At 46.1% G+C, this 12,533-nt stretch carries 12 protein-coding genes and 1 pseudogene; 10 read left to right on the plus strand and 3 right to left on the minus strand.

Going from position 1 to position 12,533, the window contains the following annotated elements; all coding sequences use genetic code 11:
• Nucleotides 1–16 precede the first annotated feature (16 nt).
• Complete coding sequence (locus ACOGW3_RS28090; RefSeq protein WP_419905934.1) at nt 17–805, minus strand: SDR family oxidoreductase; 789 nt, start codon at nt 803–805, stop codon at nt 17–19.
• 446 nt (nt 806–1,251) lie between these two features.
• Here ACOGW3_RS28090 and ACOGW3_RS28095 point away from each other — a divergent pair, with 446 nt between their 5' ends.
• The 4 genes from ACOGW3_RS28095 to ACOGW3_RS28110 are packed head-to-tail and all read left to right on the plus strand — an operon-like array spanning nt 1,252 to nt 4,915.
• Nucleotides 1,252–1,803, plus strand: a complete 552-nt coding sequence (locus ACOGW3_RS28095) for a shikimate kinase (RefSeq protein ID WP_419905935.1) — start codon at nt 1,252–1,254, stop codon at nt 1,801–1,803.
• 56 nt (nt 1,804–1,859) lie between these two features.
• Nucleotides 1,860–2,996, plus strand: a complete 1,137-nt coding sequence (aroB, locus tag ACOGW3_RS28100; protein WP_419905936.1) for a 3-dehydroquinate synthase — start codon at nt 1,860–1,862, stop codon at nt 2,994–2,996.
• A gap of 34 nt (nt 2,997–3,030) precedes the next feature.
• The gene (locus ACOGW3_RS28105) at nt 3,031–4,299 is read left to right on the plus strand and encodes an HlyC/CorC family transporter (RefSeq protein ID WP_419905937.1); all 1,269 of its coding nucleotides are present in this window, start codon (nt 3,031–3,033) and stop codon (nt 4,297–4,299) included.
• A 28-nt stretch (nt 4,300–4,327) separates the two neighbouring features.
• Entirely contained in the window at nt 4,328–4,915 is a 588-nt protein-coding gene (locus tag ACOGW3_RS28110; protein ID WP_419905938.1) for a DUF2889 domain-containing protein, read from the plus strand.
• A gap of 40 nt (nt 4,916–4,955) precedes the next feature.
• On the opposite strand, the gene ACOGW3_RS28115 is transcribed toward ACOGW3_RS28110, so the two are convergent.
• On the minus strand, nt 4,956–5,210 hold the full coding sequence (locus tag ACOGW3_RS28115) for a ribbon-helix-helix domain-containing protein (protein WP_419906014.1): 255 nt from the start codon (nt 5,208–5,210) through the stop codon (nt 4,956–4,958).
• A gap of 136 nt (nt 5,211–5,346) precedes the next feature.
• On the minus strand, nt 5,347–5,730 hold the full coding sequence (locus ACOGW3_RS28120) for a BolA family protein (RefSeq protein ID WP_419905939.1): 384 nt from the start codon (nt 5,728–5,730) through the stop codon (nt 5,347–5,349).
• Between the two features lie 170 nt (nt 5,731–5,900).
• On the opposite strand from ACOGW3_RS28120, the gene ACOGW3_RS28125 reads away from it, so the two are divergent.
• The 6 genes and pseudogenes from ACOGW3_RS28125 to ACOGW3_RS28150 all read left to right on the plus strand — a co-directional run.
• The gene (locus ACOGW3_RS28125; RefSeq protein WP_419905940.1) at nt 5,901–6,506 is read left to right on the plus strand and encodes a J domain-containing protein; all 606 of its coding nucleotides are present in this window, start codon (nt 5,901–5,903) and stop codon (nt 6,504–6,506) included.
• Nucleotides 6,507–6,556: 50 nt separating this feature from the next.
• Complete coding sequence (gene cobS, locus ACOGW3_RS28130; RefSeq protein ID WP_419905941.1) at nt 6,557–7,552, plus strand: cobaltochelatase subunit CobS; 996 nt, start codon at nt 6,557–6,559, stop codon at nt 7,550–7,552.
• A gap of 33 nt (nt 7,553–7,585) precedes the next feature.
• The gene (cobT, locus tag ACOGW3_RS28135; RefSeq protein ID WP_419905942.1) at nt 7,586–9,439 is read left to right on the plus strand and encodes a cobaltochelatase subunit CobT; all 1,854 of its coding nucleotides are present in this window, start codon (nt 7,586–7,588) and stop codon (nt 9,437–9,439) included.
• Nucleotides 9,440–9,680: 241 nt separating this feature from the next.
• Nucleotides 9,681–9,791, plus strand: coding sequence for a hemin uptake protein HemP (gene hemP, locus ACOGW3_RS28140; protein WP_419906015.1), 111 nt, complete (start codon nt 9,681–9,683; stop codon nt 9,789–9,791).
• Between the two features lie 139 nt (nt 9,792–9,930).
• Nucleotides 9,931–11,985: pseudogene (locus ACOGW3_RS28145) on the plus strand (TonB-dependent hemoglobin/transferrin/lactoferrin family receptor).
• Between the two features lie 23 nt (nt 11,986–12,008).
• Nucleotides 12,009–12,533: hypothetical protein (locus ACOGW3_RS28150; protein ID WP_419905943.1), on the plus strand; the 525-nt coding region annotated here is incomplete at its 3' end.

Below are 12,533 nucleotides of genomic sequence, written 5' to 3' on the forward strand. Positions count from 1 at the left end.
ATCCAGGGCCCGGCCCCTAACTCGACAGCCCTTCGGTATGCCCGTCTACGGCCAGAACCTGGCCCGATATTTTGTTTCCATTAGGAGAACTGGCGAACACGATCATGTTTGCAATGTCTTCTGGCGAGACAAATGTCCTCATCGACACCTGGCTTTCGAACTGGGAACGAACCTCATCATCGGAGAGGCCTTGTGCCTTCGCCGTCGCCTCTATTACCCGATCCATGCGGGGACCTGACACGGATCCCGGAGCTATTGCATTCACACGAATTCCATAGGGACCAAGCTCCATCGCCATACTCTTGGTCAAACCAACGACCGCCCATTTTGCTGCGGCATAAGGGGTTCTTAGCGGAAAGCCAAACATCCCTGCTGTTGAGGAAAGATTGATAATCGATCCGCTTTTTTGTTCTTTCATCATTGGGATTGCCCCCCGAGAAAAAAGAAATTGTGAATCGATATTTACCGAAACACACTTTTGCCACTCGCCATAATTCAAAGTTTCCAGTGCCCCTGCAGGTCCAGCAATACCTGCGTTATTGACCAGAACATCCAGCCCCCCAAATTCCTTGGACACCTCCTCAAACAGATTAGCCACGCCTTCTTCATCTGTAACATTCAGAAGAGTTTTCGTTAAACGATTGCCCGTTTCACCTTGAGGTTCGAATTCGTCCAGAGCAGTCTGATCAATATCACAGATATGAACTCTCGCTCCCTTTTGAAGAAAAGCCTCTGCGGTTGCCCGTCCAATACCCGCGGCACCTGCAGTTACCAATACTCTGCAGTTATCAAGTTCATTTCCCATTGCTCATAACTCCCATAATTCACAAGCAAGATTTTATTATCATTAGCTTCCAAGCTTAGGGTTTTCAAAATCGAAAACGATACATAATTCCTGCAATTAAAAACAAAAAACGTCAGTTTCATCAAACCGGTAAATGAAAGTATAAACAGCGTGAATTAACTCAAACGCCTTTCGACAGCATAGAACGTTAAAATCACAATATATTCAAAGAAGTACATTGAATATTCCCTCTTCAAAAATACGCAAAATGATAAGTCGCTATACATGAAAGTTCGGACGAAGGAACGCCCGCAAGGCTAACTTGCCCTCAATTACAAAGGTCAGAAGACTCAGGTAAGGCCCAATCCATAGGTTAGTTTATGGTTTCATGACTTTTCTTTTTGTTTCACCGATATCATTTCTATAGGCTAAGCCAAGATACGTAATGTGATTCGGTAAAAGGTACTATGTCCATAAACGGGAATTTTTCCATCCCCAAAACTGTTGTTCTTGTTGGCTTAATGGGCGCAGGTAAAACATGCATCGGCAAAAAATTGGCACAAGCCATGAATTTGCCGTTTGTTGACGCTGATGCTGAAATCGAAAAGGCTGCTGGATGCTCTATTGCCGAAATCTTTGAGGAACACGGAGAAACTTATTTCCGGGACCGCGAAAGAATGGTGATTCAACGATTGCTCGAAGATCCCGTGCAAATTTTATCCACCGGGGGAGGCGCCTTCATGGATGAAGGCACCAGGACGACGATATTGGAAAAAGGAATATCTCTCTGGCTCAGAGCTGATTTGGACATTCTGGTTGAGAGAACATCGCGCCGAACCCACCGCCCCTTGCTCAGAAACGGTAATCACCGTGAGATCCTCTCCGGATTAATTGATGAGCGATATCCTATTTATGCCAAAGCAGATATCACAACAGAATCGGCTGAAGGCTCTGCCGATATCACTACGGAGCATGCTCTCCAGGGAATAAGAGATTTCTGTGGCAACCCCACGAGTTAACGATATCACCAGATTGATAATCGAATAGACGGCCTTGAACAAAGAAGAAACAACACATGAATAAAGAGACTTTTGAACGCCTAACTGTAGATCTCGATGATCGCAGCTATGACATTCTAGTCGGAGAAAATCTGGTCGCGAATGCTGGTAAACTTATTCAGCCTTTCTTGAGGCAAAAACGGGCTTTCATCATTACAGATGAAAATGTGGCCCGGCATCATTTGAACACACTGGAAGACGCGCTTTCATCTGAGGGTGTCACCTCTAAATCAATAACCCTTGAGAGTGGTGAACAGACAAAAAGCTTTAATCAGCTTGAAAAAGTTATCGACTTCCTGTTGGAAAACAAAATCGACCGCAAAGCGACAATCATTGCATTTGGTGGTGGTGTGATCGGGGATCTCGCAGGGTTTGCTGCAGCCGTCGTAATGCGTGGTGTTGATTTCATCCAAATCCCCACAACACTTCTTTCTCAAGTCGATAGTTCCGTCGGGGGGAAAACAGGCATTAACACCTCTCGTGGGAAAAACTTAGTCGGGAGTTTTCACCAACCCCGCATTGTCCTCGCTGACATAGGGATGCTCAAAACTCTGCCCCATAGAGAACTCCTTGCTGGATATGCAGAAGTCGTGAAATACGGATTAATTAATGATCTGGCTTTCTTTACATGGCTCGAAGAAAATGGAGAGCATGTCATTAAGGGTGACCTCTCTGCCCAAACCAAAGCCGTGATAACAAGTTGCCAGGCAAAAGCCGACATAGTTGCGTTAGATGAAAAAGAATCTGGTGCACGTGGCCTGCTCAATCTGGGCCACACCTTTGGTCACGCTCTTGAAGCCGAAGCCAGGTACAATGGTTCTCTTTTGCACGGGGAAGCTATTTCTATTGGTATGGTAATGGCACACGACATCTCTGTTGAGCTTGGGCTTAGTGCTCCAGAAGATGCCAAAATTGTTAGGTCACACTTTGAGAAAATCGGTTTACCTGTCGAAACTTCGTTTGTGTCATCTAATGCGCTCGGTGGAAAAAGACTTGAAGTATCAAGGTTGATGGATCACATGAGCAGAGATAAAAAAGTGAGTGATGGACGTCTGACCTTTGTCATGACAAAAGGTATTGGTCAGGCTTATCTGGATAACGCAGTAGATATGACTACCGTTACTGAATTTTTAGAACGCGCAGTAACGAAGTGATATCGATGCCCTATTCGCAACCCCTGAAAGGGCCATGGAAACCGAGTTAATACTCTCTATCAGTGCCATTGTGGTTCTGTTGATCATATCCGCCTTCTTCTCAGGTGCAGAGACTTCAATGACTGCATCTTCGAAACCCCGCATGCACACACTCGAACAGAGTGGCGATAACAAAGCCAAAGTTGTGAACAAGCTTTGGAGTGCCAAGGAACGCTTGATCGGCTCGATCTTGCTGGGGAACAATCTTGTCAACATTCTGGCTTCCGCACTTGCCACCTCCGTCCTGATTAGAACATTCGGTGAAGCAGGCGTGATTTACGCGACACTGGCAATGACGGCCCTAATTCTGATCTTTGCCGAAGTACTGCCAAAAACCTATGCCTTGCGACATTCAGACAAAGCTGCACTAGCTTCTGCACCTATACTACGCCCGATCGTTTTTATCCTTGGCCCAATCGCCCTAGCCGTTGAAACAATCGTACATCTCTTACTCACTTTATTTACGGCAAAAGAACGTGACTTAGATAACAGTGACATTGCCGAAGAAGAGCTTCGGGGTGCGATTGATTTACACGAAGGAGAAGGCGAAGAAGTAAAGCATGAACGGGCTATGCTCAGGTCTATCCTTGATCTTGATGATGTTGAGGTTGATGAAATCATGACCCATCGTCAGGATATCAATTCCAGCGACATTGATCAGGACCCTGCTGCAATTATCAAGGATGTCCTCTCAAGTCCCTACACCCGCATTCCCTTGTGGCAGGAGCGACCAGATAACATTGTGGGCGTTCTGCACGCCAAAGGTTTGTTGCGCGCCCTCCGCGCCCAAGAAGGGGAACTCGACAGGGAAACATTGCTATCCATCGCCAGTGAGCCATGGTTCATTCCAGAATCAACCAGTCTTTTATCACAACTCCATGCCTTTCGTGATCGACATGCTCACTTTGCGATTGTGGTCGATGAATATGGTGAGGTTCAAGGTATCGTAACCCTTGAGGACATTTTGGAAGAGATCGTGGGTGACATTTCAGATGAACACGATGTGGATATTGAAGGTGTCCAAACTATCAGCGAGAATGAGTTTGTTATAAACGGTACAGTTACAATTCGTGACCTTAACCGACAGTTTGAATGGAAGCTGCCAGACGACGAAGCCGCAACCCTTGCCGGATTAATTCTTTTTGAAGCTCGGCAGATCCCACAAGTTGGCCAGGCGTTTGTTTTCCACAACATGCGCTTTGAAATATTGGAACGGAAGCGGCATCAGTTAACATCAATTCGCGTATCCTCGCTGTCTGAATAATTTTACAAGATCAATCGAGACCAAGATCATGCCTTTATCTCCTCCGGGAAGCCGGAAACACTTGCATCAACGGCTTTACGACTTCCAGGGGTATGAGCGGGAGGATGATTTATGGGACATTGAAGGCCGAATTACTGACGTAAAGTCTTATTCTTTCCCCAATCAATATCGAGGACAGATCGAGGCAGGGGAAGCGTTGCATGACATGTCTATTCGCCTTACCGTAGATCTCGATTTTATTGTACAAGACATCGAGGCCAGTATTGATGAAAGTCCCTATGGCATTTGCCCTTCGATAACCCCTAATTTCAAAAAAATTATCGGGTTAAAGGTTGGCCCTGGTTGGCGCGCAGCCGTCCGACGTGCCGTGGGTGGTACCGAGGGCTGTACCCATTTGGTCGAAATGCTGGGTGCAATGGCAACGGTCACTTTTCAAACATTATATCCTGCAATGATTAAGCGTCAGGAAGAAAGAGCTAAACAAAAATCAATCGATGGGGAAACCTCTGCAAAAGAGAGAAAACGCCCTGGCATTATTGATACATGTCACGCTTATAGTTCTGAAGGAGAGATCGTTCGATCCGAATGGCCAGACTTTTTCACGGGCCAAGACTGAAGTCTACGAAGGCATTCTATGCGCAATATTAGACTTTGAGTTAGTTTTTCGTCTTGGAAATATTAGAAACTTGAGCCAGTGAGAAAGTTTTCCAGCCGCGTCTTTCCTGAGCTGCTGTTCGAAAATATGACAAAGTGAAAACTCGAATCGCCGCAGTCAAACTAGACTGAACACGCCGATTTTCCACTAACGTACAAACCTCGTTCAAGGCCAGGCCCTCACGAGCACATATCTCAGACAACCCTTTCCACATCATTGGTTCAAGACGCAGTGAAGTTCTACGCCCCGAGATAATGACATTTTTGAAGTTCTACGCCCCGAGATAATGACATTTTTAAGGACGAGCCCATTCTTTCCGTCGAGACGTTTCAGCTCCCGATGGAGATCCCGCCGACTTTGAGAAAGAAATGACACATTATCAATTTCTTCCGTCATCTAGAAACCACCTCGTCGGGTGTGTTTGCTTTGATCTGTAATGCGTGGATAGTTGAAGCCAGTTCATCCTTTAACAATTCATGGACCATTCGTTGTCTGTTAACACGATTAACGCCCGTAAATTTCTCTGAAACTACCGTAACTGAAAAATGACTTTCGCCGCCTTCTCTGTGGCCAGCATGCCCAACATGATGATGAGAATCATCAACTACAACTAATTTTACAGGTGATAAACCGACTTGGAGCTTATCATCAATTATTTCCGCCATTCCCATGGTACTACCTATACTTTCCATAGTCATTCTTTTCGGATAGCGATCATAGTAACGTTCAAACTTCTGCTTTTCCAACCAATTTTGTAGGATTTGAACACTGCGCACCCTTTTTCACGATAAATTCACACTCCCGAGGCCAACCCATTATCACAAGGGGTGCTTTCATGACACGAGGACGATCATAGGAACATATGCCCGCTTCCATCTTTTTTTTCACACGCTCTGCCCCCCTTCCCCCTCTTGTAACCTGCAGCTATCCCCCCCATAATTGAAGAATGAAAAAAACCGCTTTTGATCATCACTTAGAAACTCCTTGGGACAGCAAAAAAAGACAGAATTGTTGCGATGTAAAAGGTTGTCCTGATGCAGGTGAATTCAGAGCACCCAAATCCCGGTTAAATTTAAATAGTTATTACTGGTTCTGCCTTAATCATGTCCGCGAATATAATGCCAAGTGGAATTATTGTAAGGACATGGGAATTGAAGAAGTCGATAACCTTCGTCGAAATGACGCGGTTTGGGGCAAGCCAACTTGGCCTTTAAACGGCGCCAGTCAAGGAACTTATGCTCACAGAATGGATGAACTAGGGAAGGCATGGCAAAACTTTGCCGGCAAAGACGAGGCACAGGCTAAACAATCTCAAAAATACATCCCCGAGCCTGAACGTCAGGCTATTCACGACCTGGGACTCCAATCATTAGAATCGTGGAAAATTATCAAAAAACGTTATTTGGAATTGGTGAAAGAGCTCCATCCAGACACCAACGGCGGACTAAAAAGCGCGGAAGATCGGCTAAAAAAGGTCAACTTGGCCTATAGCCTTCTTAAAAAAAGCACTTTTGTAAAAGAAACGCTTCAAGAAACGGAACTGACGTCATAGTGTAACGTCCAAGAAATTAACTACACCCAAACAGCAGTACGGATGCGACGATGTCCTCTAAAGTAATCAGCCACGGTGAAATGATCATGAGTGGCCCCGACACAACGGTTTCAGCACGCGAAGTTTTTGGTATTGATAGCGATATGCAGGTCCCTGCGTACAGCACTAGAAATGAGTATGTTCCTGAAGTTGATCCAACATATCAATTCGACCTTGATACAACATTGGCACTTCTAGCTGGTTTTGCTTTTAACCGACGCGTGATGATCCAAGGTTATCATGGCACTGGTAAATCAACTCACATTGAACAAGTCGCTGCGCGCTTGAACTGGGCTTGTATACGGGTCAATCTCGACAGTCATATCAGCCGTATTGATCTCGTCGGTAAAGATGCCATCGTTCTAAAAGAAGGCAAGCAGGTTACCGAATTCCGCGAAGGATTAATGCCGTGGGCGCTACAGCGTCCCGTTGCTCTCGTGTTTGATGAATACGATGCCGGTCGTCCCGACGTAATGTTTGTTATCCAGCGTATTCTTGAGGTCGAAGGTCGCTTGACCCTACTCGATCAAAACAGAGTGATAACACCCCACTCTTCTTTCCGTTTGTTTTCTACCGCAAACACCGTTGGCTTGGGCGATACAACAGGCCTCTACCATGGAACACAGCAACTGAACCAAGGCCAGATGGACCGCTGGAACATTGTTGCAACCCTGAACTACCTGCCCCATCAGGATGAGATGAACATCGTTCTGGCTAAACACCCGGAATACGATAACGAAAAAGATCGCGAGCTAATCGCCAATATGGTCTCCCTTGCTGATTTGACACGGAGCGGTTTCATCAATGGGGATATCTCTACTTTGATGAGCCCACGTACAGTTCTATCCTGGGCAGAAAACGCCAAAATATTCGACAATATTGATTTTGCCTTCCGCCTTACATTCCTAAACAAATGTGATGAAATGGAACGCCCTCTTGTTGCTGAATATTTCCAAAGGTGTTTCGGGCGGGAATTAGTTGATGGTGCGGCAAAGCCTGCAGCTTAGGTTGACCAGGTAAATTTACGGTAAGTAACGAGTATGAGTAAGGCTGAAACACCCCTAGAGCAGTTCAAAAGAGCGACCTCGTCCACAGCGAGAGCAATGGCAAAAAACGGCGAGCTTAGTGTCGTTTTTTCTGCCAATGGCAGGGGGTTAAACGGTGATGAGCTACGACTACCGACACCGGCAAGGGATCTTCCGGCTGAAGATGTTCAACGCATCCGTGGCCATGCTGACTCTACAGCCTTACGACTTCGTTATCACAATGCCAAATCTCACCAAAAACTGAAACCTATCGACACTCAAGCTGCTGCGATTTTTGATTCTGTAGAGCAAGCACGCTGCGAAGCACTTGGCATGCGACGGATGGAAGGTGTGGCCCAAAACCTCGAAGCCCTGCACGAAGAAAGTTTGGTTCAGTTGGGCTACAACCACGCCATAACATCAGACGATGTTCCCCTTAACGAAGCTATGGCCATACTGGCAAGGGAAGCATTGACCGGGAGAGCAGCAGAAAACACATCCTCAAAAGTTGCTCAGATTTGGCGCCCCAACCTTAGCCCTGAGATTTTTGAGACTCTCGATAGCCTCGGCGACCATATCGCCGATCAGGCCAAGTTTGCAAAAACGTTACAGGACCTTCTCGGACAACTCGATTTTGAGTTAGAAGATAACGACGAAGCTGAGACCGAAGAGCAAGAAGATCAAGACCAGCAGGATGAAAATTCTGATGACCAGGAGCAACAGCAAACTTCGGAAAAATCAGCTCCAATGGAAGCTGATAGCAGTGATCAGGGAGAAGCTGAAGGTGCGCCTGATGATGGCGGGGATAGTGAAGGCCAACAGATGGACGGCCAGGGGCAGGATTCTGCGGGCTCCCCTGATCAGTCACCTGAATTCGACCCCAATCATAACTTTAATGCTGTTCATGGCTATAAAACATTCACCACTCATTTTGATGAAACCATTGAAGCACAGGACCTTTGCGAAGATGAAGAGCTAACGCGTCTGCGCGAGCTTCTCGACAAACAATTATCCCATTTACAAGGTGTAATTTCCAAACTTGCCAATCGATTACAAAGACGCTTAATGGCTCAGCAGACCAGAAACTGGGAATTCAATCTCGAAGAAGGCCTTCTGGATACCGCGCGCCTTACCCGGGTTGTAACCAACCCGTTACATTCCCTAAGCTTCAAACAAGAGAGTGACACGGAGTTTAAAGATACTGTTGTCACACTTCTCATCGATAATTCAGGTTCTATGCGAGGACGCCCGATCACCATCGCGGCAATGAGTGCGGACATTCTTGCACGAACACTGGAACGTTGTGGCGTTAAGGTCGAAATCCTTGGCTTTACAACTAAGATGTGGAAAGGTGGGCAGTCTCGCGAAAAATGGATTGAACAGGGAAAACCTACAAATCCCGGCAGGCTTAATGATCTTCGTCACATCATTTATAAAAAAGCCGATGCCCCTATGCGTCGATCCCGAAAAAATCTTGGTCTAATGCTGCGTGAAGGCATTCTTAAAGAAAATATCGATGGCGAAGCATTGTTGTGGGCCCACAACCGCTTGATGAGCAGAACTGAGCATCGCCGGATCTTAATGGTCATTTCCGATGGTGCGCCTGTTGATGATTCAACTCTATCTGTAAATAGTGGTAGTTACCTGGAGGAGCATCTGCGGGATGCAATTGAGCACATCGAGAAACGCTCCCCAGTAGAGTTACTTGCCATTGGTATCGGCCATGACGTCACCCGCTATTATAAACGCGCGGTCACAATCAGCGATGCCGAACAGCTTGGTGGAATCATGATGGAGAAACTTGCCGAACTTTTTGCCGAAACGCCTCGAAGTGGCGACAAACATCAGGAAGTAATCGGCAGAAAGTAATGCACGCATAATTTGTATTGATTAAGATCCCCTACAACACCTTAATCAATACAAATTCCCATTACTCATATTTTAATATTCATTACTTTCCATATTTATTGAGAATCGTTCGCATAGCTATTGACTTTGATCAATTGCTCGATTATTTGTTGCGAATGATTTTCAATATCGGCTAGAGATTATGATCTCCATTACACATCCAGACTAGGAAGGTCAGGACCATCAAACTCAAACTCCACGCATTTCTGCAAAAGACCTCATGCAGAATAGTCGGGAAATTGTGATTGAATATCAGGGAAATGACTACCGTTTACGCATAACATCTAACGAAAAGCTGATACTAACTAAGTAAAGAAGATACCTTCCCCCTATTATTTAGCGGGGCAGGAAGCCAGCCAGCTCGCCACCTTGCCTTTAAGGCACTTAGCCAGCCAGCCAGCAATGTTAATTCAACATTCACAGGTTCGGTTCAAAGACAAGGTGCATGCATCATGCAATACAACACGTTTAAATGTTTCCTCATAACCGGGGTAGCAACTTTCCTTTCGGCAACATCTCTTTATGCGCAGGATGTTTCGTCTCCTGATACAACCAAAACAAAGAATGCCGAAGAGGATACCAAGTCACCTGTTTTTCGTTTTGATACGATCTCTGTAACGGCTTCTCATGATGAGAAGTTAGCTATTGATACACCTGCATCAATTTCCATTGTTACCGAAGAAGAAATAGAACGACGACAGGCAGAAACCGTACACGACCTGCTCAAGGACCTTCCTGGAGTAGAGTTAGAAGGAGGCACGAGAAATACAGTTATGACCCCTTCTATTCGTGGATTGGGTGGACAGCGTGTTGTAACCAGAATCGATGGAGCCCGTCACAATTTTAATGTTGGCCATAAAGGCGGCCTCTTTATCGATCCCGCCCTTCTTAAGCAGGTCGAGGTTCTTCGTGGACCCGCCTCTACAATCCATGGAACCGGAGCTTTAGGCGGTGTGGTCGCATTTGAAACCAAAGGGGCCGATGATTTCCTGGAAGAAGGAGAAAAGTACGGCGCACAAGTTACCACTGGATTTAGCTCGGTAGATAACGGGGTTCACGGCAATCTAACGGGCTATGCACGTCCTCTGGAAAACATCGATCTTATGGCCAGTATCACGCGCCGGAAAACCGATGATTATGATGCTGGCGATGGAAAAAAGCGCGCTTACACAGATGATGATTTGGTTTCAGGCTTGGTAAAGGGTGGCATTGATATCGCAGATTTTCACAGGGTGGGTTTATCATACCGCGTCTATAACGATGACCATAACCTTCCCGCCACTCCCGATGGACTTAGCACCAGTTCCATTGTTGAACGAGAAAGCAAAGAAAACAGTATCGTTCTCGATTACGATTATGAAAATCCCGAGAACACATGGTTCGATTCATCAGTAAAAGCTTACTACGATGAGACAGACATCGACGAGGTCAGAATTACCGATGGTCGGCACGATGAAAGAAATTTACAGACCCTTGGCCTTGAAGCTTTCAACACTTCACGCTTTGATTTTCACGATAATGCTAAACTGGCCCTGACACTCGGCGGTGAAATATTCCAAGACACCCAAAAAGGCAAGCGCGATGGTGCCGCCATCGGGGGCTATCCTGATGCCGAAAGAAATATATACGGTGTTTATATCGATAACACCCTGACACTATTTGATGATTTAGAACTTACCGCTGGCTTGAGATATGATTCATACTCGCTAGAAGCCGACGGACAAAATGATACCGACGAAACCTCTACTTCCCCTCGCTTTGCAGCAAGCTATCGCCTCCTTCCGTTTATGCAGCCATATGTAAGCTATGCCGAGGCGTTCAGAGCACCATCCCTTTCTGAAACATATGCGACAGGCCTTCACTTTCCTGGCGGTGGCCCCATTCCAAACAACTTTTTTGTCGCAAACCCGAACCTTAAACCTGAAACGGCAAAAACCTGGGAAATCGGGACAAACTTTAAACACGACGGCCTCTTTACAGAGGATGACGCCTTACGGGCAAAGGTTTCCTATTTCCGAAATAATGTCGATGATTTTATTGCCCTTGATGTTGATGTCGCAGCCGGAACAACCACGAGCAGCAATGTAACCAAAGCCAGAATTTAAGGCTTTGAAGCTGAGGTTCACTACGACACTAAAACCGTCTTCGGATCTCTAACCGCGGCCCGTATACGTGGAAAGAACACCGACACCAACGAACCTCTTTCCGGCATTGCCGGGGATAAAGCGTCCGTATCTCTCGGTTACCACTTCAATGATATCGGACTTGATGTCGGTGGTCGGAGCTTATTTGTCCGTGGGCAAAACCGTGTCCCCGATGGGGATGATGAAATTGATGGCTATGCGACTTTCGATGTCTTTAGTACCTGGAATGCAGATGACTACGTCCCTGGGCTAAAGATTAATGCCGGTATCGATAACATTCTGGACACGAATTATCGACGCGGTGCAGCCGTTCTTGATGAACCCGGCCGAAATTTCAAAGTTACTGCCAGTTTAAAGTTTTAGGACGAGCCATGAAGGGGGCAACAATGATCAGATGGTCAAGCAGCGTACTGACAGCAATAATATTGCATGCCGTATGTTGGTTTTGGGCTGATCAGATCCTGCCCCCTGACATTTCAGAAAGCCAACGATCTCAGCGTCTAGCAATTACGATTGCAACAAACCAGATCACTTCATCAAAATTGGCTCCTGTAAATCAGGAAAACCTAGCCCCACCTTCTATACTTCCGGTCTTACCTTCCCCTCAAATAATGAAGCGGGAACACGTAACTCAGCCGGAATCTAACGAATCACCAGAACCACAAAAAAAGCAGATAACAGCAAAACCAGTTATCGCAAAAATAACAAAGTCCACGCTAAAACAGATCCAAATTAGACCCAAACGGAAAGCCCTGCCCCCTGTACGCAATAAGGTCGAAACACCCTTACCAAAGGTAAAAACAAAAACACCTTCTATTGCCGTACTAGATAGCCAGCCCGGACAGAAGACGTTGCCCTCCCCTGTACAAGCCGTAAAAACAAGTCCGTCTTCTTCACCCAAAGAAGTATTG

It is taken from the genome of Kiloniella sp., assembly GCF_965205715.1.
GTDB lineage: Bacteria > Pseudomonadota > Alphaproteobacteria > Kiloniellales > Kiloniellaceae > Kiloniella.

Excerpts from the sequence above, each read along its gene's own strand:
- ACOGW3_RS28125 (WP_419905940.1), top strand. The coding sequence starts at position 5,901 with ATGAAAAAAACCGCTTTTGATCATCACTTAGAAACTCCTTGGGACAGC.
- ACOGW3_RS28095 (WP_419905935.1), top strand. The coding sequence starts at position 1,252 with ATGTCCATAAACGGGAATTTTTCCATCCCCAAAACTGTTGTTCTTGTT.
- ACOGW3_RS28110 (WP_419905938.1), top strand. The coding sequence starts at position 4,328 with ATGCCTTTATCTCCTCCGGGAAGCCGGAAACACTTGCATCAACGGCTT.
- ACOGW3_RS28105 (WP_419905937.1), top strand. The coding sequence starts at position 3,031 with ATGGAAACCGAGTTAATACTCTCTATCAGTGCCATTGTGGTTCTGTTG.
- cobT (WP_419905942.1), top strand. The coding sequence starts at position 7,586 with ATGAGTAAGGCTGAAACACCCCTAGAGCAGTTCAAAAGAGCGACCTCG.
- aroB (WP_419905936.1), top strand. The coding sequence starts at position 1,860 with ATGAATAAAGAGACTTTTGAACGCCTAACTGTAGATCTCGATGATCGC.
- ACOGW3_RS28090 (WP_419905934.1), bottom strand. The coding sequence starts at position 805 with ATGGGAAATGAACTTGATAACTGCAGAGTATTGGTAACTGCAGGTGCC.
- cobS (WP_419905941.1), top strand. The coding sequence starts at position 6,557 with ATGTCCTCTAAAGTAATCAGCCACGGTGAAATGATCATGAGTGGCCCC.